This is a genomic window from Erwinia sp. 2186, from assembly GCF_057812255.1.
The window spans coordinates 3,400,025-3,419,030 of the sequence record NZ_CM173824.1 but is presented as its reverse complement, the minus strand read 5'-3'; the positions used below and the strand labels follow the sequence as shown (position 1 = coordinate 3,419,030).

At 54.4% G+C, this 19,006-nt stretch carries 17 protein-coding genes, 3 tRNA genes and 2 other RNA genes; 19 read left to right on the top strand and 3 right to left on the bottom strand.

Annotated features, from left to right (window positions below):
* The first annotated feature begins 540 nt into the window (after positions 1-540).
* The 16 genes from cydA to ACXKZG_RS15800 all read left to right on the top strand — a co-directional run bounded on the left by cydA (position 541) and on the right by ACXKZG_RS15800 (position 10,320).
* The gene (cydA, locus tag ACXKZG_RS15875; RefSeq protein ID WP_488875135.1) at positions 541-2,124 is read left to right on the top strand and encodes a cytochrome ubiquinol oxidase subunit I; all 1,584 of its coding nucleotides are present in this window, start codon (positions 541-543) and stop codon (positions 2,122-2,124) included.
* A complete protein-coding gene (gene cydB, locus ACXKZG_RS15870; RefSeq protein WP_151037955.1) occupies positions 2,121-3,260 on the top strand; it encodes a cytochrome d ubiquinol oxidase subunit II in 1,140 nt (379 codons plus the stop codon). The genes cydA and cydB overlap by 4 nt, the downstream gene beginning before the upstream one ends.
* Positions 3,261-3,275: 15 nt before the next feature.
* Positions 3,276-3,386 (top strand): cytochrome bd-I oxidase subunit CydX, encoded by a 111-nt coding sequence (gene cydX, locus ACXKZG_RS15865; protein WP_065762065.1) that lies wholly within the window; start codon positions 3,276-3,278, stop codon positions 3,384-3,386.
* Positions 3,386-3,679, top strand: coding sequence for a cyd operon protein YbgE (ybgE, locus tag ACXKZG_RS15860; protein ID WP_488875134.1), 294 nt, complete (start codon positions 3,386-3,388; stop codon positions 3,677-3,679). The genes cydX and ybgE overlap by 1 nt, the downstream gene beginning before the upstream one ends.
* Positions 3,680-3,892: 213 nt before the next feature.
* Positions 3,893-4,297, top strand: coding sequence for a tol-pal system-associated acyl-CoA thioesterase (gene ybgC / locus ACXKZG_RS15855; protein WP_013201331.1), 405 nt, complete (start codon positions 3,893-3,895; stop codon positions 4,295-4,297).
* 5 nt (positions 4,298-4,302) lie between these two features.
* Positions 4,303-4,980: a Tol-Pal system protein TolQ gene (gene tolQ / locus ACXKZG_RS15850; RefSeq protein WP_013201332.1), complete on the top strand. Its 678-nt coding sequence runs from the start codon at positions 4,303-4,305 to the stop codon at positions 4,978-4,980.
* Between the two features lie 14 nt (positions 4,981-4,994).
* Entirely contained in the window at positions 4,995-5,426 is a 432-nt protein-coding gene (gene tolR / locus ACXKZG_RS15845; RefSeq protein WP_013201333.1) for a colicin uptake protein TolR, read from the top strand.
* A gap of 29 nt (positions 5,427-5,455) precedes the next feature.
* Positions 5,456-6,727, top strand: a complete 1,272-nt coding sequence (gene tolA / locus ACXKZG_RS15840; protein WP_488875133.1) for a cell envelope integrity protein TolA — start codon at positions 5,456-5,458, stop codon at positions 6,725-6,727.
* A 121-nt stretch (positions 6,728-6,848) separates the two neighbouring features.
* Complete coding sequence (gene tolB / locus ACXKZG_RS15835) at positions 6,849-8,141, top strand: Tol-Pal system beta propeller repeat protein TolB (RefSeq protein WP_013201335.1); 1,293 nt, start codon at positions 6,849-6,851, stop codon at positions 8,139-8,141.
* A gap of 44 nt (positions 8,142-8,185) precedes the next feature.
* Positions 8,186-8,704 carry a peptidoglycan-associated lipoprotein Pal gene (gene pal / locus ACXKZG_RS15830; RefSeq protein ID WP_013201336.1) on the top strand — a complete coding sequence of 173 codons (519 nt, stop codon included), beginning with the start codon at positions 8,186-8,188 and terminating at the stop codon, positions 8,702-8,704.
* A gap of 9 nt (positions 8,705-8,713) precedes the next feature.
* Positions 8,714-9,532 carry a cell division protein CpoB gene (gene cpoB / locus ACXKZG_RS15825; RefSeq protein WP_013201337.1) on the top strand — a complete coding sequence of 273 codons (819 nt, stop codon included), beginning with the start codon at positions 8,714-8,716 and terminating at the stop codon, positions 9,530-9,532.
* A gap of 164 nt (positions 9,533-9,696) precedes the next feature.
* Positions 9,697-9,772: transfer RNA gene (locus ACXKZG_RS15820), tRNA-Lys, on the top strand.
* A gap of 13 nt (positions 9,773-9,785) precedes the next feature.
* Positions 9,786-9,911: non-coding RNA, RtT sRNA (locus tag ACXKZG_RS15815), on the top strand.
* Positions 9,912-9,953: 42 nt separating this feature from the next.
* Positions 9,954-10,029: transfer RNA gene (locus tag ACXKZG_RS15810), tRNA-Lys, on the top strand.
* A 60-nt stretch (positions 10,030-10,089) separates the two neighbouring features.
* A tRNA-Lys gene (locus tag ACXKZG_RS15805) sits at positions 10,090-10,165 on the top strand.
* A 32-nt stretch (positions 10,166-10,197) separates the two neighbouring features.
* A non-coding RNA gene (locus tag ACXKZG_RS15800) (RtT sRNA) lies at positions 10,198-10,320 on the top strand.
* A gap of 579 nt (positions 10,321-10,899) precedes the next feature.
* Here the strand turns inward: ACXKZG_RS15800 and ACXKZG_RS15795 are convergent.
* A complete protein-coding gene (locus ACXKZG_RS15795; protein WP_488876278.1) occupies positions 10,900-12,360 on the bottom strand; it encodes an AlkA N-terminal domain-containing protein in 1,461 nt (486 codons plus the stop codon).
* Positions 12,361-12,538: 178 nt separating this feature from the next.
* On the opposite strand from ACXKZG_RS15795, the gene ACXKZG_RS15790 reads away from it, so the two are divergent.
* From ACXKZG_RS15790 to pnuC, 3 genes are all read left to right on the top strand, one after another.
* Complete coding sequence (locus tag ACXKZG_RS15790) at positions 12,539-13,048, top strand: methylated-DNA--[protein]-cysteine S-methyltransferase (RefSeq protein WP_488875132.1); 510 nt, start codon at positions 12,539-12,541, stop codon at positions 13,046-13,048.
* Between the two features lie 155 nt (positions 13,049-13,203).
* Positions 13,204-14,247, top strand: a complete 1,044-nt coding sequence (nadA, locus tag ACXKZG_RS15785; protein ID WP_134823725.1) for a quinolinate synthase NadA — start codon at positions 13,204-13,206, stop codon at positions 14,245-14,247.
* Positions 14,248-14,281: 34 nt separating this feature from the next.
* Complete coding sequence (gene pnuC, locus ACXKZG_RS15780) at positions 14,282-15,001, top strand: nicotinamide riboside transporter PnuC (protein WP_013201341.1); 720 nt, start codon at positions 14,282-14,284, stop codon at positions 14,999-15,001.
* Here pnuC and zitB read toward each other — a convergent pair.
* Positions 14,998-15,927, bottom strand: coding sequence for a CDF family zinc transporter ZitB (gene zitB / locus ACXKZG_RS15775; protein WP_134823726.1), 930 nt, complete (start codon positions 15,925-15,927; stop codon positions 14,998-15,000). The two genes, pnuC and zitB, sit on opposite strands and share 4 nt — an antisense overlap.
* A complete protein-coding gene (locus ACXKZG_RS15770; RefSeq protein WP_488876277.1) occupies positions 15,908-19,003 on the bottom strand; it encodes a hybrid sensor histidine kinase/response regulator in 3,096 nt (1,031 codons plus the stop codon). The genes zitB and ACXKZG_RS15770 overlap by 20 nt, the downstream gene beginning before the upstream one ends.
* Positions 19,004-19,006 lie beyond the last annotated feature (3 nt).

Genomic DNA, 19,006 nt, shown 5'->3' with positions numbered 1-19,006 from the left:
GGAATACCTTCAAAGGCCACCTTCGGGTGGCCTTTTTAATGTGTTCAAAAAAAGTGATGCCAAAGAGGGTGTATCGCAGGCAAAGCTGAGAAACCTGACTAAGATTAGGGAAGCTGGCCGCGTTAAATTTTACCGGAAACTATTACTTAATTATTTCAAATTAGAGTTCATTTAAAACAATAAATTAACAACTTCACCCCTCTACCACACCAACAGGTCACTAAACTTTAATTAAGATCAAATAAGTGCGATCTATATCAATTCTTAAAGCTGGCTAAGAAAAAGGTTTTTCGATTAAATTGCTCTGCATCAATACGGGCGTCTCAGGCAATATTAGAAAAACCTGTATCTGGTTAAATAAAATAAATCTGGCATCACAAATTCTTTACTTTCAGCAAGGTAAAACCGCAAGGCTTATCGCCATGATGATGCGGAAAACTGTGTGTTTAATTGGATTAAAATACTGGTACTGACCGGTATCACGGATACTCAGCCGTGCTTACCGCGTCATCACCCACGTGTGTGGAGCAAGGAGTCAAGATGTTTGATATTGTCGAACTATCGCGCTTACAGTTTGCTCTGACAGCCATGTACCATTTCCTGTTCGTCCCATTAACGCTCGGTATGGCGTTTTTGTTGGCGATCATGGAAACGGTCTATGTGCTTTCAGGCAAGCAAATCTATAAAGATATGACCAAGTTCTGGGGCAAGTTATTTGGCATTAACTTTGCGCTGGGCGTGGCAACCGGGCTGACCATGGAGTTCCAGTTCGGAACCAACTGGTCTTATTACTCTCACTATGTCGGGGATATCTTTGGCGCACCGTTGGCCATTGAAGGCCTGATGGCATTCTTCCTCGAATCCACCTTCGTCGGGCTGTTCTTCTTTGGCTGGGATCGCCTGGGCAAAGTTCAGCATATGGCCGTGACCTGGCTGGTGGCGTTGGGTTCAAACCTCTCCGCACTGTGGATCCTGGTGGCGAATGGCTGGATGCAGAATCCGGTCGCCTCCGAATTCAACTTCGAAACCATGCGTATGGAAATGGTCAGCTTCTCCGAGCTGATCTTAAACCCTGTCGCGCAGGTGAAGTTCGTGCATACCGTAGCTGCCGGCTATACCTGTGGCGCGATGTTCATCCTCGGTATCAGTGCCTACTATCTGCTGCGCGGACGCGATATCGCCTTTGCGAAACGCTCCTTTGCCATTGCCGCCAGTTTCGGTATGGCCGCCATTCTCTCGGTGATCGTGCTGGGTGATGAATCCGGTTATGAAATCGGTGACGTGCAGAAAACCAAACTTGCCGCGATTGAAGCCGAATGGGAAACGCAGCCGGCGCCAGCCGCGTTCACGCTGTTTGGTATTCCCGATCAGGAAGCGCAGGAAAATAAATACGCCATTCAAATTCCGTGGGCGCTGGGGCTGATTGCTACCCGCTCGGTGGACAAGCAAGTCACCGGCCTGAAAGAGTTAATGGGTCAACATGAAGTGCGTATCCGCAACGGGATGAAGGCCTACAGCCTGCTGGAGCAACTGCGTTCCGGGAATAAAGATCCTGCTGTGCGCACCGAATTCAACGATGTGAAGAAAGATCTGGGTTACGGGCTGCTGCTGAAGCGCTACACGCCAAACGTGGCAGATGCCAGCGAAGCGCAAATCCAACAGGCAACCAAAGACTCAATTCCACGCGTGGCTCCGCTGTACTTCTCCTTCCGTATCATGGTCGGCGCGGGCGTGCTGATGCTGCTGATTATCGGTGGATCCTTCTGGACCGTAATCCGTAACCGCATTGGTAAGAGTACCTTCCTGTTGAAATGCGCGTTGTACGGCATTCCGCTGCCGTGGATTGCCATCGAATCGGGCTGGTTTGTCGCTGAATACGGTCGTCAGCCGTGGGCCATCGGTGAAGTGCTGCCAACCGCGGTCGCCAACTCCTCGCTGACCGTGGGCGACCTGCTGTTCTCGATGATCCTGATCTGCGGTCTGTATACGCTGTTCCTGGTGGCTGAAATGTATCTGATGTTCAAGTTTGCGCGCCTGGGGCCAAGCAGCCTGAAGACCGGACGCTATCACTTCGAACAGTCCAGTATTGCTGTGCGTGATGCTCAGACAGGAGTCCTGCAATGATCACTTATGAACTGTTGCGTTTCGTCTGGTGGGTACTGATTGGCGTGTTGCTGATTGGCTTCGCCGTTGCCGACGGATTCGATATGGGCGTGGGCATGCTGACCCGCATTCTTGGGCGCACCGATACTGAACGTCGCATTATGATCAACAGCATCGCGCCACACTGGGACGGTAACCAGGTCTGGCTGATCACCGCCGGTGGCGCGCTGTTTGCCGCCTGGCCAACGGTGTATGCCGCTGCGTTCTCCGGCTTTTATGTGGCGATGATTCTGGTGCTCGCTTCGCTGTTCTTCCGGCCGATCGGCTTTGACTACCGTTCAAAACTGGAAGACAACCGCTGGCGTGGCATGTGGGACTGGGCGATCTTTATCGGCAGCTTTGTGCCACCGTTAGTGATTGGCGTGGCCTTCGGCAATCTGCTGCAGGGCGTGCCTTTCCATATGGATGAGTATCTGCGCCTGTTCTATACCGGCAACTTCTTCCAGCTGTTGAATCCGTTTGCGCTGCTGGCCGGGATTGTCAGCCTGACCATGATCCTCACGCAGGGTGCGACCTATTTGCAGATGCGTACTGTCGGCGAGCTGCATGTGCGTTCGCGCCTTGCTGCACAGATCTCGGCATTGGTGATGGTGGTGTGCTTCGTACTGGCCGGCGTCTGGGTGATGCATGGTATCGACGGCTATGCCGTGACCAGCGTGCTGGATCACAACGCGGCTTCAAACCCATTGGGCAAAGAAGTGGTGCGTGAAGCGGGTGCCTGGATGGTCAACTTCAATAAGACACCGTTGCTGTGGATCATTCCCGCGCTGGGCGTTGTGCTGCCGCTGTTGACCATTCTGTGTTCGCGACTGGAGAAAGGGGCCTGGGCGTTTGTCTTCTCTTCCTTAACGCTGGCCTGTGTGATCCTCACTGCGGGTGTTGCCATGTTCCCGTTCATCATGCCGTCCAGCACGATGCCGAATATGAGCCTGACTATGTGGGACAGCACCTCCAGCCTGTTGACGCTGAAAATCATGACCGTTGCCGCCATTATCTTCGTGCCAATTATCCTGGCCTACACAACCTGGTGTTACTACAAAATGTTCGGTCGTCTGACCAAAGAGCAGATTGAAAACAACACCCATTCTCTCTATTAATTGAGGAGCTGAACAATGTGGTATTTTGCCTGGATCCTCGGCACCTTGCTGGCCTGCGCGTTCGGCATTATTACAGCGCTGGCAATTGAGCATATCGAAGACAGTGAAGTGAAAGAGAAACGCTGATGGGGCAGGGGATAACACGCCTCTATCAGTGGATGGATAAGAGCCCGTTACGGGCTCTTTCATTGCTGATGGCCTTGCTGCTGGCAGGCTGTATGTTCTGGGATCCGAAACGGTTCGCGGCGAACAGCAGCTCACTGGAAATCTGGCAGGGATTATTAATGATGTGGGCGGTGTGCACCGGGGTGATCCATGGGGTTGGTTTCCGGCCTCGTCGACTGGGCTGGCAGGCATTTTTCTCGCCTCTTCCTGCCTGGATCGTCCTTATTTTTGGCCTGGCCTTCTTCTTTTCCTAAGCTTACTCAGGCGAAGTCTCACTTCGCCTGCCTTCCCTGACCGCCTAAACCGCCTTTTTCCTCAGATTACGTCAAGAAACGTCCAGGATTTGTCCGTATTTCCTCCGGCTTGTTTCCAAACAATAATTATTTTCTTTCCCCTCTGGCAACCCATTCCAAAGGCGTATGCTCTTGCGTATAGTAGCAGCGTTTAAAGCATTACCGGGATGTAGAGTGAGTACAACGCTGTTTCGATGGCCGGTTCGTGTCTACTACGAAGACACCGATGCCGGTGGTGTGGTTTACCATGCCAGCTATGTCGCGTTTTATGAACGGGCACGAACTGAGATGTTGCGCCAGCACCATTTCAACCAACAGGCTTTGCTGGAACAGCAGGTCGCGTTTGTCGTGCGTCGGATTACGGTCGATTACCTTGCAGCTGCCCGCCTTGACGATCTTCTCGAGGTGCAGTGTGAAGTGGTAAGCATGACCAGAACGACCATGACTTTCGCACAACGTATTGTGAATGCAGAAGGACGGACGCTGAACGAAGCGGAAGTGCTGATCGCCTGCATCAATCCACATCTAATGAAGCCCATTGCGCTTCCCAAGTCTATTGTCGCGGAGTTCAAGCAGTGACTGACATGAACATTCTTGATTTGTTCCTGAAGGCGAGCCTTCTGGTCAAACTTATCATGTTGATTTTGATTGGTTTTTCTATCGCCTCATGGGCAATCATTATTCAACGCACGCGCATCCTGAATGCCGCCGGGCGTGATGCTGATGCATTCGAAGACAAGTTTTGGTCGGGGATCGAACTGTCTCGCCTGTATCAGGAAAGCCAGGCCCGTCGTGACGAGCTCGGGGGCTCTGAACAAATTTTCTATTCGGGCTTCAAAGAGTTTGCCCGACTGCACCGTGCCAATAACCATGCGCCAGAAGCGGTGGTTGAAGGCGCAACGCGTGCGATGCGCATCTCGCTGAACCGTGAAATGGAAGCGCTGGAAAACCACATTCCCTTCCTGGGAACCGTGGGCTCCATCAGTCCTTATATCGGTCTGTTCGGTACCGTCTGGGGCATCATGCATGCCTTTATCGCGCTGGGCGCGGTGAAGCAGGCCACCTTGCAGATGGTTGCGCCGGGTATTGCAGAAGCGCTGATCGCCACGGCTATCGGTCTGTTTGCGGCGATCCCAGCCGTTATGGCTTACAACCGCCTTAATCAGCGCGTGAATAAGCTGGAACAGAATTACGATAACTTTATGGAAGAGTTCACGGCTATTCTGCATCGTCAGGCGTTCTCCAGCGAGAACACCAAGTAAGAGCTGAGGTTAGCATGGCCAGAACTCGTGGTCGCGGCGGTCGCCGTGAGATGAAGTCCGAGATCAACATTGTTCCACTGCTGGACGTTTTGCTGGTGCTGCTGCTGATTTTCATGGCAACCGCACCGATCATTACCCAGAGCGTGGAAGTGGATCTGCCGGATGCGACAGATTCAAAAACTGTTTCCAGTGACGATAATCCGCCAGTGATCGTCGAAGTGGCGGGCGTGGGGCAGTACAGCCTGGTGGTTGATCACGATCGGATGGAGCAGCTGCCACCTGAGCAGGTAGTAGCCGAAGCTCAGCGCCGTATTGAGGCGAATCCGAAGACGGTATTCCTGATCGGTGGGGCAAAAGATGTGCCTTACGACGAGATCATTAAGGCGCTCAACTTGCTGCATCAGGCAGGCGTTAAGTCTGTCGGATTAATGACGCAGCCGATTTAATTCATTCGAACCGTTTTTGGGAATCGAGAGTGTCGAAGGCAACCGAGCAAAACGATAAGTTAAAACGAGCGATTATCTTTTCAGTCATCCTGCATGTGCTTGTCATTGCGGTACTGATCTGGAGCTCTTTTGACGAACACATCGACGCGAGCAGCGGCGGTGGCGGTGGTGATATCGATGCCGTCATGGTCGATCCTGGTGCGATCGTTGATCAGTATAATCGGCAGCAGAATCAGCAAAGCGACAGTAAGCGGGCTGACAATCAGCGTAAGAAGCAGGCGCAACAGCAGGCTGAAGAGCTGCAACAGAAGCAGGCCGCTGAGCAACAGCGTTTGAAAGAGCTGGAAAAAGAGCGTCTGCAAGCCCAGCAGGATGCGAAGCAGCAAGCGGCTGCGCAGGCTGCCGAGCAGAAGCAGGCTCAGGACGCGGCGAAGCAGGCACAGGAAGAGCAAAAGCAGGCTGAAATGGCCGCCGCTAAAGCGAAGTCCGATGCCAAAGCGCAGGCTGATGCTCAGGCTAAATCGGCCGCTGAAGCACAGAAAAAAGCGGAAGCAGAGGCCAAACAGGCAGCTGCCGATGCACAGAAAAAAGCCGAAGCCGAAGCCAAAAAAGTGGCAGCCGAAGCCAAAAAGCAGGCTGACGCTGAAGCCAAAGAAGCTGCCGCTGAAGCCGCCAAGGTAAAAGCGGCCGCCGATGCGAAGGCGAAAGCCACCGCAGACGCGAAAGCCAAAGCGGCGGAAGAGGCTAAAGAAGCGAAAGCTGCTGCCGCGAAAGAAGCCGCAGAAGCGAAAGAGAAAGCCGCTGAAGAGGCGAAAGCCAAAGCAGAGGCTTCTGCAAAAGCGAAAGCAGACGCCGCGGCGAAAGCCAAAGCCGCTGCCGACGCCAAGAAAAAAGCCGCCGCTGATGCCGCAAAAGACACCAGCGATGTGGACGATTTACTGGGAGGACTCAGCTCTGGCAAGAACGCGCCGAAGCAGGGTAAATCCGGTGGCGCTGCCGCAGGGCTGGGTAATCAGAAAAAAGCGGGCGCTTCAGGGGCTGCAATTGATAGTTATATAGGCCAGGTTCAGGCGGCTATCCAGAGTAAGTTCTATGATTCGGACACGTTCAAAGGCAGGACGTGTGATATTCACATCAAGATCATGTCCGATGGCACCTTAGTTTCCGCCACTGCGGCTGGAGGCGATGCTGCACTGTGTCAGGCGGCAATTAATGCTGCCCGCATGGCAAGAATGCCTAAACCGCCGAGTGCGGAAGTTTATCAGGCAGTTAAAGATGCAACGTTAGAATTCAAGCCATAAGAATTCGGTAACATCCGGCAAGTTGAACTATGGTCAACTTGCCGTACTCTATAGATGCATTATTGGTTCGTTTGAACACTGCTAATTATCGTGGACGTTGCGTTCAGGTAAGGGAGAAAAGATGAAGCAGGCATTTCGTGTAGCAATGAGTTTTTTACTGCTGTTTGTCGCTGTAGCGCATGCAGAAGTTCGCATTGAAATTACCCAGGGTGTGAACACCGCGCGTCCAATTGGCGTGGTCCCATTCAAATGGGCCGGCCCGGGTGCCGCACCTGAAGATATCGGTGGCATCGTTGCCGCTGATTTACGCAACAGTGGTAAATTCAACCCGTTAGATCGTTCACGTCTGCCTCAGCAGCCAACCACAGCAGCTGAAGTTCAGCCTGCTGCCTGGACCGCGCTGGGTATCGATGCCGTGGTTGTCGGTCAGGTTCAGCCTGGCGCCGACGGCAGCTACCTGGTTTCTTACCAGCTGGTGGATACCTCGGGCAATCCGGGTGCCATTCTGGCTCAGAACCAGTATAAGGTGACCAAACAGTGGTTACGTTATGCGGCGCATACTGCCAGTGATGAAGCCTTTGAGAAGCTGACCGGCATTAAAGGGGCTTTCCGCACCCGTATTGCGTATGTCGTGCAGACCAACGGCGGTCAGTTCCCGTATGAACTGCGCGTCTCTGACTACGACGGTTACAACCAGAACACCGTGCACCGTTCACCACAGCCGCTGATGTCTCCGGCCTGGTCTAAAGACGGCAGCAAGCTGGCTTACGTGACTTTCGAAAGCGGTAAATCAGCCCTGGTTGTGCAGACTCTGGCGAACGGCGCGATCAAACAGGTTGCTTCCTTCCCGCGTCACAACGGTGCACCGGCCTTCTCCCCAGACGGGACGAAGTTAGCCTTTGCGCTGTCCAAGACCGGTAGCCTGAATCTGTACGTGATGGACCTGGCGTCAGGCCAGATCAATCAGCTGACAGACGGTCGTTATAACAGTACTGAACCCACCTGGTTCCCGGACAGCCAGAGCCTGGCTTACACTTCGGATCAGGCAGGTCGTCCACAAATTTATAAAATCAGTGCAAGTGGCGGTACCGCACAGCGTCTGACCTGGGAAGGCGGACAGAATCAGGATGCGGACGTGAGCTCTGATGGTAAATCACTGGTGATGATTAGCACCAACGGCGGTGCTCAACACGTCGCCAGACAAGATCTGGAAACGGGAGCCGTTCAACAATTAACGGACACGTTCCTGGATGAAACGCCAAGCCTCGCACCAAATGGCACCATGGTAATCTACAGCTCTACTCAGGGTATGGGATCCGTATTGCAGTTGGTTTCGACTGATGGGCGTTTCAAAGCGCGTCTTCCGGCAACTGATGGACAGGTAAAATTCCCTGCCTGGTCGCCGTATCTGTGATGCATATGTAAATATGTATGGCTAACAATAATAGGATTGTAGAAATGCAACTGAACAAAGTGCTGAAAGGCTTAATGCTGGCACTGCCAGTAATCGCAGTGGCTGCTTGTAGCTCACACAAAAACAATAACAACGACCAGACCAATGGTATGGGCGATGGCGCTAACGCTAATAGCGGCATGAACAGCGGCAACATGTCATCTGATGAGCAGGCTCGCCTGCAGATGCAGGAACTGCAGAAAAACAACATCGTTTACTTCGGCCTGGACAAGTATGACATCCAGTCTGAGTTCGCACAGATGCTGGATGCTCACGCTAACTTCCTGCGTAGCAACCCATCTTACAAAGTGACTGTTGAAGGTCATGCGGATGAGCGCGGTACACCAGAGTACAACATCGCCCTGGGCGAACGTCGTGCTACTGCTGTTAAAATGTACCTGCAGGGTAAAGGTGTTTCTGCTGACCAGATCTCTATCGTTTCTTACGGTAAAGAGAAGCCAGCTGTACTGGGTCATGACGAATCAGCGTATGCTAAAAACCGTCGTGCCGTACTGGTATACTAAGAGAATCACATGATTAGTAACTTCAGACTTCACGTGTTGGGTCTGTCGTTACTGGTTGGCGTAGCGGCCCCCTGGGCCGCTAATGCCCAGGCGTCAATCAGTAACGTTGGCTCAGGCTCGGTCGAAGACCGTGTCACAACTCTTGAGCGTATCTCCAATGCTCAGGCGCAACTTCTTCAGCAACTTCAGCAACAGCTCTCCGACTCACAGCGCGATGTCGATTCACTCCGTGGTCAGATTCAAGAAAATCAGTACCAAATGAATCAGATGACTGAGCGTCAGAAAAGCATGTACCAGCAGATTGATACGCTAAGCAATGGCGGTGGCAATGCCAACGCACAGGCTCAGGGTGCTTCTGGTGATGCCGCCGCTGCTGCCGGTGGTGCTGCAGCCGATAATGCCGCAAACGGCAACAGCGCAGCGTCAGGGGCCTCTGCGGCACCTGTGCAAAGCGGGGATGCCAACACTGATTACAATGCTGCGGTCGCGCTGGTTCTTGAAAAGAAACAGAACGAACAGGCAATCAGTGCATTTCAGGCTTTTGTGAAGAAATATCCGGATTCCACTTATCAGCCCAATGCCAATTACTGGTTGGGACAGTTGAATTACAACAAAGGCAAGAAAGACGACGCGGCGTATTATTTCGCTACTGTGGTCAAAAACTACCCGAAATCACCAAAGAGTCCTGATGCGTTGTATAAGGTTGGGGTGATCATGCAGGAGAAGGGCGACACGGCGAAAGCCAAAGCCGTTTACCAGCAAGTGTCCAAACTTTATCCAAACAGTGATGCAGCGAAAAATGCCGCAAAACGGGCAGCTGCGCTCTAAGTGACCAGCTTTGACCGGATATTGCCGTATTTCTGGTCTTTGCGGACGAAAGGTAGTCAGTTGAACAAGTTATCTGAAAATAGTGGTTGCGCTGAATCGGTAAATCAGTAATATATGCCGCCGTTGAAGGGACATATGTGAAAACGTTCTGGCAGCGCAAAAGTGGGTCGTTAGCTCAGTTGGTAGAGCAGTTGACTTTTAATCAATTGGTCGCAGGTTCGAATCCTGCACGACCCACCACTTTCAAAGTAGTACCCAGTGTTAAGCGTGAAGGATTTGAACCTGCAGCAGGTTCGAGTTGAGCGAAGCGAAACAACGTTGCAATAAGCAACGGGCCGAGAGGCCGAGGCGTAGCCGAGTTATCCTGCACGACCCACCACTTTAAAGCAGTATGCAGTACCAAGCAGTAACCGCTCGATGCGGGTCGTTAGCTCAGTTGGTAGAGCAGTTGACTTTTAATCAATTGGTCGCAGGTTCGAATCCTGCACGACCCACCATTAAGCCTTAATAGCGCAAGTGTTTAAGCAGGCATCGAAGTGAAGTGTTACCGCGAAAGCGGGTCGTTAGCTCAGTTGGTAGAGCAGTTGACTTTTAATCAATTGGTCGCAGGTTCGAATCCTGCACGACCCACCAGTGTTAAGAAGGCGCCCTAAAGGCGCCTTTTTGCTATCTGCGATTCGTGTAGGATTTGAACCTGCAGCAGGTCGAGTCGAACGAAGTGAGACAGCGTTGCGACAGCAACGACCCGCAGGGCGAGGCGTAGCCGAGTCATCCTGCACGACCCACCAGTGTTAAGAAGGCGCCCTAAAGGCGCCTTTTTGCTATCTGCGATTCGTGTAGGATTTGAACCTGCATCCTGCACGACCCACCAGTGTTAAGAAGGCGCCCTAAAGGCGCCTTTTTGCTATCTGCGATTCGTGTAGGATTTGAACCTGCATCCTGCATGACTCACCAATGTTAAGAAGGCGCCCTAAAGGCGCCTTTATGCTTTCTGCGATTTATAAAATGTTGGTTGAAGGGCTGGTTGCCTGCGTGGCCCGGTATCCCGGTCAGGGAGAGAAGGTTGAACGCAAAGTCGCCGTGAACCCATCCCTGGGGGCTCAGCGGCGACATCCCTGTCGCCGATGCTTTGCTTATCAACCTTCTCTCCCTTCCCCTAAGCTTCAGTATCGAATGGTTAATTGTGGACACACAGGTCAAAGCCCTATTCGATGCTTGCCTTTCAAACGAGCTTCCACCGAGCCTCATCAACGCGATCGCACTTCACTCAGCCTTTGACCTGTGTATCCATCAACCTACCCATCGACACCAATTCTATGCTGACGCCATACCCCCGAACCCGGTTTTGACCTGAATCCCTTTAGCCCTCAACCCTTCCCCGGCGCAAGATTCTTCCAGATATGCATCACGGCATAACTTCGCCACGGGCGCCAGGCTTGAGATAATCGCTCGGCTTCCTTCGCCGTTACGCTACCCAGATTCTTTCTGACCACCACATCTCCGGCAGGGAATGCGTCAGGCCAACGCAGCGCCCGCATCGCAATATAATGCGCGGTCCACTCTCCTATGCCCGGCTGAGCCACCAATGATGCGATTGCGCGATCCGGATCGGTGCCTGCATCCAACCTCAGCTCACCCCGATCGTAGGCTTGTGCAATGGCTATCAGCGTCCGTGAACGCGCGCTGACGATGCCAAGGCTCGCCACCTCATCCAACGTCGCCACTGCTATCCTCGCGGCCTGTGGTGACAGCTGAGTGAGCTCAGGGAAGGGCGTCTTGATCGCCTCGCCAAAGGCCTCTGCAAAACGACCACCAATCGTGGTGGCAGCTTTCACGGTGATCTGCTGACCGAGAATGGCCCTGACCACCATTTCAAAACCATCAAATGCGCCAGGTACCCGCAATCCCGCATCTTTCGTCAGACTGTCCCGCAACAGCGGATCCTGCTCAAGATGGGCGGCAATCAGATCGGGATGGGCATCGAGATCAAAAAGATTCTTCAACCGACGCAACAGCGCAGGTAACACCGGCGTCAGCGAATGGGTAAACTCGACCTGTAATCCGTGCTTCTTGTCAGACTGTGTGACACGAACCCATCCGGTATGCTCGCCCAGACGCACGGTACGCGCATAACTTTGATTATCCACACTCTCCACGCCTTTAATGGCACGAAGCCGCAGAAAGGCTAACAGGGCGGTCCAGTTGAATGGCGGACGATAGCTCAACAACAGCGTCGAGGTCTCACTGCTGATAAAATGCCCCGTTTCGCTGGCTTCTTTGCGTAACCGGCTCGGCGGCATTCGATACTGACGGCTGAACACCTCGTTGAAGCGACGCAAACTGGCAAATCCACTGGCATATGCCACCTCAGTGACTGGCAGCGTGGTTTCGGTCAATAGCTGCTTTGCCAGCAGCAAACGACGGGTCTGCCTGAGCTCGAGCGGCGAAACGCCCAACTCTTTTTGCACAATGCGCCGCAACTGACGTGAACTGAGCGAAAACTGCGCCGCAATCTCTTCCAGACTGTCGATATCCTCAACCAATCCTTCTTCAATCCGCTGGATCAGCAAATCGGCAATCCGGTGACTGCTGTCTACCGGCGCATTCCCCGGCGCCAGTTCCGGACGACAGCGCAGGCAAGGGCGAAAGGCGGCCTTTTCTGCCGCTTCAGCACTGTCAAAAAACAGACAATTCACCTCATGCGGCGGCTTAACCGGACAGACAGGCCGGCAATAAATGCCGGTAGACGTCACGCCGACATAAAACACCCCATCAAAACGCACATCCCGGGAGGTCAGTGCCCGGTAAGCAACCTGTTTATCAATCATCATCATTCCCGACTCGCTGGCTTTTATGCCAGGTTAAGGGCAATTTGTTGCCCTCGCTAGCCGTTTTCGGACAGCTAACGTATTTCAACCTGATGTCCGAAAACGGCTAGCGTAGCGTTTCTTCTCACGGATAATAGACGTAATCTCAGCAAAACATCGTGATACAGGAAGAAGACTGATGAGCTATTTTTGCAAAGTAATGCCTTCACCCGTGGGCGCCCTGACGCTGATTGCCAGCGATCTCGGCCTGACGGCGATCCTCTGGCAGGATGACAACCCAAATCGCGTGCGCTTACCGGATATGCAAGAAAATCCGACGCATCCGGTGCTGGTGGAAACCGAGCGTCAGCTGAATGAGTATTTTGCCGGGACGCGTACCACCTTCACCATGACGCTGGATTTTGTCGGTACCGAATTTCAGAAAAAAGTCTGGCAGGCGCTGGTGGCCATTCCGTTTGGGGAAACGCGCAGCTATGCCGATATCGCCCGCGAGATTGGCAACCCGAAGGCGGTCAGAGCGGTCGGCGCGGCCAACGGTAAAAATCCAATCTCGATTATTGCTCCCTGTCATCGCGTGATTGGATCGAATGGCAAACTGACCGGATTTGCCGGCGGTCTGGAGGTCAAAGCCTTCCTGCTGAAGATTGAAACGGTGAAGCAGGACGAGGCAGAATTCATCCTGAAGTGATCGGGCTCACATCCTGAGATCTCAGCGAAAAACTGAGCGACAGCGGCGACTATTTCGGCTATCGTGTTTAGCATATAAAACAAACCAACCGCAGGTCGGCGCGGAAAGGCCAATTTCCGCTAATTTGGTTAAGTTAAAGAAACGAGAGCCGCGATATGAGCCTGATGTTCGATCCTGAAACCGCTGTATATCCCTTCCCGCCGAAACCTGCCCGCCTTACCCAGGATGAAAAGCAGATTTACCGGGAGAAAATCAAACGGTTACTTAAAGAACGCAACGCCGTGATGGTTGCCCATTACTATACCGATCCGGAAATTCAGGCGCTGGCAGAAGAGACCGGCGGTTGCGTCGCCGATTCGCTGGAAATGGCCCGCTTTGGCAGCCAGCACTCCGCCAGCACCTTGCTGGTGGCGGGCGTACGGTTTATGGGCGAGACGGCCAAGATCCTCAGCCCGGAAAAAACCATCCTGATGCCAACCCTTCAGGCGGAATGTTCCCTCGATCTCGGCTGCCCGATCGACGAATTCAACCGCTTCTGCGACCAGCATCCCGACCGCACCGTGGTGGTGTATGCCAACACCTCCGCAGCAGTCAAGGCTCGCGCTGACTGGGTGGTCACCTCAAGCATTGCCGTAGAACTGATTGAACATCTTGATAGCCTGGGTGAGAAAATCATCTGGGCACCGGATCGTCACCTTGGCCAGTACGTTACCCGCCAAACCGGGGCCGATATCCTGTGCTGGCAGGGCGCATGTATTGTCCATGACGAGTTCAAAACTCAGGCGTTGCAACGCATGAAGGCACTTTATCCGGACGCGGCGGTGCTGGTTCACCCGGAATCTCCGCAGGCGATTGTGGATCTGGCGGATGCGGTCGGCTCGACCAGCCAGCTGATCCAGGCAGCCAAAACCCTGCCTAACCCACAGATGATTGTGGCGACCGATCGCGGCATCTTTTATAAAATGCAGCAGGCTTGCCCGGACAAAGAACTGCTGGAAGCGCCAACAGCGGGCGAGGGCGCAACCTGCCGCACCTGTGCAAACTGTCCGTGGATGGCGATGAATGGCCTGAAGGCGATTGCCGATGGCCTGGAACATGGCGGCAGCCAGCATGAAATTCATGTCGATGCGGCGCTACGTGAAGGCGCGTTGATCTCGTTGAACCGTATGCTAACCTTTGCAGCAAGTTTAAAAGGCTAATCGTTGCTTTTCTGCTGAGGACACAGGTGCCAATATGGATTTTTTTAGCACGCATAATATTCTGGTTCACATCCCCCTTGGGACCGGTGGTTACGATCTTTCGTGGATTGAAGCCATTGGTACCGTGGCGGGCCTGCTTTGTATCTGGCTTGCCAGTCTTGAGAAAATCAGTAACTACGCCTTTGGCCTGATTAACGTCACGCTGTTTGCGGTTATTTTCTTCCAGATCCAACTCTACGCCAGCCTGCTGTTGCAGCTGTTCTTCTTTGTCGCCAACATCTACGGCTGGTATGCGTGGAGCAGGCAAACCACGGATAACCAGCAGGCGCTGCAAATCCGCTGGATGACCTTGCCGAAAGCCATTGGCTGGCTGCTGGTGTGCGTGGTAGCGATTGGCCTGATGACGCTGTACATCAATCCGGTCTTTGCCTGGCTGACGAAAATTGCGGTGACGGTAATGCAGGGCGTGGGCCTGTCGGTCGCCATGCCGGAATTGCAGCCCGATGCGTTCCCGTTCTGGGACTCCTGCCTGATGGTGTTGTCGATTGTGGCGATGATCCTGATGACGCGGAAATACGTCGAGAACTGGCTGCTGTGGGTGATTATTAACGTGATTAGCGTGATGATCTTCGCGCGCCAGGGCGTTTACGCCATGTCGCTGGAATATGCCATCCTCACGCTGATTGCCCTGAACGGTTGCTGGCTGTGGATTAAAAGCGCCCGCGAACAGGGTTCACGCGCGCTTTCGTCTTAGTGATGATGGTGGGCATGCTCATGCCCACCATTTCCCCAACTCAGTTCACAGTCGCCATCATCACAACTCTGATATTCCATCTGCACCGTCGCATGTTCAATCTGATAATGGTCATGCAGCCAGTCGTGGATGCGGTGCAGTAATGCATCGTGGTCGTAAGGCGGGATGACGTGAACGTGCAGCGTCATCACCGGCTTCTCACCTACCTGCCACAAATGAATATGATGCACATTGCGGATCTCCGGGATGCCTTGCGTCAGCGCCCGCTTCAATTTGTCGACATCCAGTGAAGGAGGCGCGCCTTCCAGCAACTCATGAATACTCTCTTTCATCAGCGCCCAGGCACTGCGTAACACCAGCACCGAAACCAGAATCGACAGGATCGGGTCAATCGGCGTCCAGCCGGTATAAATGATGATTAATGCTGCGGCGATGGCGCCGACGGAACCCAGCAAATCCCCCAACACATGCAGCGCCGCAGCGCGCACGTTGAGGTTCTTTTCCTCACTGCCACGATGCAACAGCCAGAAAGAGAGCAGATTCGCCAGCAGTCCCGCCACGGCAACGGTCAGCATAAAACCGCCCGCCACGGGTTCCGGATGACGGAAACGAACGATCGCTTCCCAGACGATCAACACGGTGATCACCACCAGCGCGATGGCGTTGACGAAAGCCGCGAGGGTGGTCAGACGAAGCAGGCCAAAGGTGTGGCGAGCATTGGGTTTGCGTTGGGCAAACTGTACCGCAAGCAGGGCCATCAGCAGAGCGGCCGCATCGGTAAGCATATGCCCGGCGTCCGCCAACAGCGCCAGCGAGCCAGAGAGTATGCCGCCGGCCACTTCAGCCACCATAAAGACGGCGGTAACGAGAAAGGCTGCCAGCAGGCGGGTACGGTTTCCCGTGCCTTCAGAATGGGTGTGCGCCATAAGATTCCAGTTCAGTGAGTAAACTTTCTGTTAATGATATCAATAAATTCAGTTCGGTAGCAGGCTGTTGCTGTGCCCGGCACTGCCCGATAATGTGCTGGCAGCGATTTTCACCCTCGGCATAGCCTAGCATTTGCCAGCTTCCCTTCAGACGATGGGCGGCTTTTTCGGCCTTTTCCCAATCTTGTTCCTTCAGCGCGGTGACCAGCCTGGTGCTGTCTTCTCGTAGGGTCTGCTGCAGCGTTTTCTGCAATTTGCTGAAAAAGGCGTGGTCATGACCGGCCAGATCCCACAGTCGCTGGTGCAGATCGGCAAAAACGACCTCGGTGCCCGCGGTCAGCAGCGGCTCAATTTCGTTCAGGGTTACAGGTTTCAGCAACACCTTATCGGTCAGCGCCGCCACCTGTGGGCTGGCCAGGATATCGGCATCGGCCGAACACATCACAATGCGGCAGCGTCGGGCGGTGTGACGCTCACCACGACGGATGATTTTCGCCAGCGTCACGCCATCCGGATGCGGCATGCTGTAGTCAATAAACAGCAGGTCATACACGCCGCCCGCGGCGAGAAAAGCCCGGCCATCAGGATAGCAGTCGGCTTCAATGCCAAACCAGGCCAGCTGCTGCTGCATCACCAGCAGATTGGTGGGATGATCGTCGACCACCGCAACGCGCTGCACGTTTGGCGTTCCACCCGGCGAGCGCACGGGTGCCGGTTCATTCATGGCAGCATCGCTGGTGACGATCTGCAAAGGCAGAAACACCGTCAGCGTGGTCCCTTGATGCGGCGTGGATGCCAGCAGGATCTCTCCGCCCATCCTGGCGACAATCTCTTTGCAAATCGACAGGCCAAGACCGCTGCCCTGCACGGAAAGCTGACGGCCCGATGGTGTCTGATACCAGGGCTCAAACAGCCTTATCTGCTCCTCGGCAGGAATGCCGCTGCCGCTGTCGATCACCTGTAAGCGCAGGCGATCGTTTTCCGTCGCCAGGGTAACGCGAATCTCACCCTGGCGGGTAAATTTGATCGCATTGCTGATCAGGTTATTGGCAATCTGCTGCAGCCGTTGCCCATCAATCATGATCAGCGCAGGTAACGGCGGGAGGGTTTCGACGCGGAACAGCGGCCCGTTATTTCGCATCAACGGGTGATAAAAATCTGCCAGCCGGCTGAGCCATTTGGCCGGATCGAGCGGCTGCGGCACCAGGGTAAAACTGTTGCTCTCCAGCTTGGCGTGATCCTGTAGGTCGTTCAGCAAGGTCAGTAGCGTGGAGGCGCTGCTGTGGATCACGTTGAGGTTTTTGCTGGCAGGCGTGCGGGACACTTCCACTTCCAGCAGGCCCAGAATCGCCTGCATCGGCGTGCGCAGCTCGTGGCTGACGGTGGCCAGAAACTGGCTTTTCATCTGATTGGCACGCTCGGCCTCTTCGCGCTCCAGCTCCAGCTGGCGGCGCTGCAGCCGTTCGCGGCGCTGTTCCAGATAACGTCGAATCAACAGCACCAGTAAAAAGACAATGGCAAATAACGCGGCGATCAGCACAAATAACGAGATCGGCCGCATGCTGTTTTCAGCGCCTTCTGAAAGCACCGAGCTGTTGTTGCTCCAGGTCTCTCTCATCCGTTGCTGCGTATCGGCGGGGATTTGCTGCAGGCTGGTGTTGAGCAGGGTTCTTAACAGCGGGAACGCCGGGCTGACGCCCAATGTGATGGGCCAGGCGGTGTCGCTGGCGGCAAAGGCCAGGCGTAACGCGTCGCTATAGCGGGACTGAATCAGCCAGCGGGCCGAAATGACATTGTCTACCAGCGCATCGATCTGTCCATTAGCCAGCGCGTCATACAGCGTTTTGCTGTCTTCAAACGGCACGACAGTGATGCCTGCGGGTATCAGCCCGCGCGCGATATCCCCGCGACGGATGCCGACTTTCAGGCCCTGAAGCTGCTGCCAGCCGGTCGCCGGTCGCGACATCTGCCCAACGTAGACGCCCCAAAGCGCACGCCAGATTGGCAGCGTATTGCTGCGCATCGCATCGTCGCCGGTCAGGGGCAGCGTCAACTGAATCATCGCCCGTCCCTGATCGACCAGCGCCTGCGCCTGTTGCGCATTGCTCACCCACCAGGGCTGAAAACGCAGCCCGGTGTTCTGACCGATAATATTCAGCAGCTCGACGCTGTAGCCACTCGGTTGACCGTTGGCCGCCCGGTAACTCCAGGGATAGTCATCGCCGATCGCCGCATAGGTCACAACCGGATGTTGCGTGATCCAGCTGCGCTCCATCGGGGTTAAGTGGGCAGTATTGGTGTCCTGATAACGCGGTAACTGGCTGCTCCAGCGGCCCTGAATGCCGTTAATCACCTCCATCGGGAGCTGGCGGATGGCCATGTCCAGCCGTTCGGTTAACGCCGGCTGGGTGGTAATGGCCTGCAGACGCAGTTCACCCGGATCGAGCGGCGAGGCCAGTTGATAAATTTGCCCCTGTTGCAGCTGATTGAGCAAAAAACCGGCGCTGGTCTCATCGGCGACCACATAATCACTTTTATTATTCAGCAAGGCATACAGCGCCTGCAGATCGTTATCCACCACCTGCCAGTGATGCTGGCGGGCAAATGCCGGATCGATCAGCGCAATGGCCGATTTGCTGATGGTGATTTGGGCATCGGTGGAATTGAACATCACCGGCCGCAGATTTTCGCGGCTGCGGTAAATGCGCAGGGGGCTGGTAAACCAGGGCTGGGTGGCGCTCATTCCCTTTTCCAGCGTTTGCTGAGGCACGCCAAAAGCGATATCCAGCTTGCCTTCTAGCAGAGCCTGCTGCAAGGCCTGCCAGTCCGGGTAATCCGCAACCTGAAACTTCAGACCGGTGGTTTGCGTCAGCGCCACCAGATAGTCAGCATTGATGCCATAGAGATCCTGGCCAACCACCATATTCCACGGCGTGCTGTTATCGCGCAGGATGCCCACGCGTAATGGCTTATCCTGCCACTTCGACGACTGATCCAGCGGCATCATCTCCTGCGGCATCAACACGCTGCTGATCGGCCGCAACGCGGCGGCAACCGGCAGGCACAGCAACAGCATCAC

Coding starts and splice junctions, on each gene's coding strand:
- cydA (WP_488875135.1), top strand. CDS start 541: ATGTTTGATATTGTCGAACTATCGCGCTTACAGTTTGCTCTGACAGCC.
- cydB (WP_151037955.1), top strand. CDS start 2,121: ATGATCACTTATGAACTGTTGCGTTTCGTCTGGTGGGTACTGATTGGC.
- cydX (WP_065762065.1), top strand. CDS start 3,276: ATGTGGTATTTTGCCTGGATCCTCGGCACCTTGCTGGCCTGCGCGTTC.
- ybgE (WP_488875134.1), top strand. CDS start 3,386: ATGGGGCAGGGGATAACACGCCTCTATCAGTGGATGGATAAGAGCCCG.
- tolQ (WP_013201332.1), top strand. CDS start 4,303: ATGAACATTCTTGATTTGTTCCTGAAGGCGAGCCTTCTGGTCAAACTT.
- tolR (WP_013201333.1), top strand. CDS start 4,995: ATGGCCAGAACTCGTGGTCGCGGCGGTCGCCGTGAGATGAAGTCCGAG.
- tolB (WP_013201335.1), top strand. CDS start 6,849: ATGAAGCAGGCATTTCGTGTAGCAATGAGTTTTTTACTGCTGTTTGTC.
- pal (WP_013201336.1), top strand. CDS start 8,186: ATGCAACTGAACAAAGTGCTGAAAGGCTTAATGCTGGCACTGCCAGTA.
- cpoB (WP_013201337.1), top strand. CDS start 8,714: ATGATTAGTAACTTCAGACTTCACGTGTTGGGTCTGTCGTTACTGGTT.
- ACXKZG_RS15795 (WP_488876278.1), bottom strand. CDS start 12,360: ATGATTGATAAACAGGTTGCTTACCGGGCACTGACCTCCCGGGATGTG.
- ACXKZG_RS15790 (WP_488875132.1), top strand. CDS start 12,539: ATGAGCTATTTTTGCAAAGTAATGCCTTCACCCGTGGGCGCCCTGACG.
- nadA (WP_134823725.1), top strand. CDS start 13,204: ATGAGCCTGATGTTCGATCCTGAAACCGCTGTATATCCCTTCCCGCCG.
- pnuC (WP_013201341.1), top strand. CDS start 14,282: ATGGATTTTTTTAGCACGCATAATATTCTGGTTCACATCCCCCTTGGG.
- zitB (WP_134823726.1), bottom strand. CDS start 15,927: ATGGCGCACACCCATTCTGAAGGCACGGGAAACCGTACCCGCCTGCTG.
- ACXKZG_RS15770 (WP_488876277.1), bottom strand. CDS start 19,003: ATGCTGTTGCTGTGCCTGCCGGTTGCCGCCGCGTTGCGGCCGATCAGC.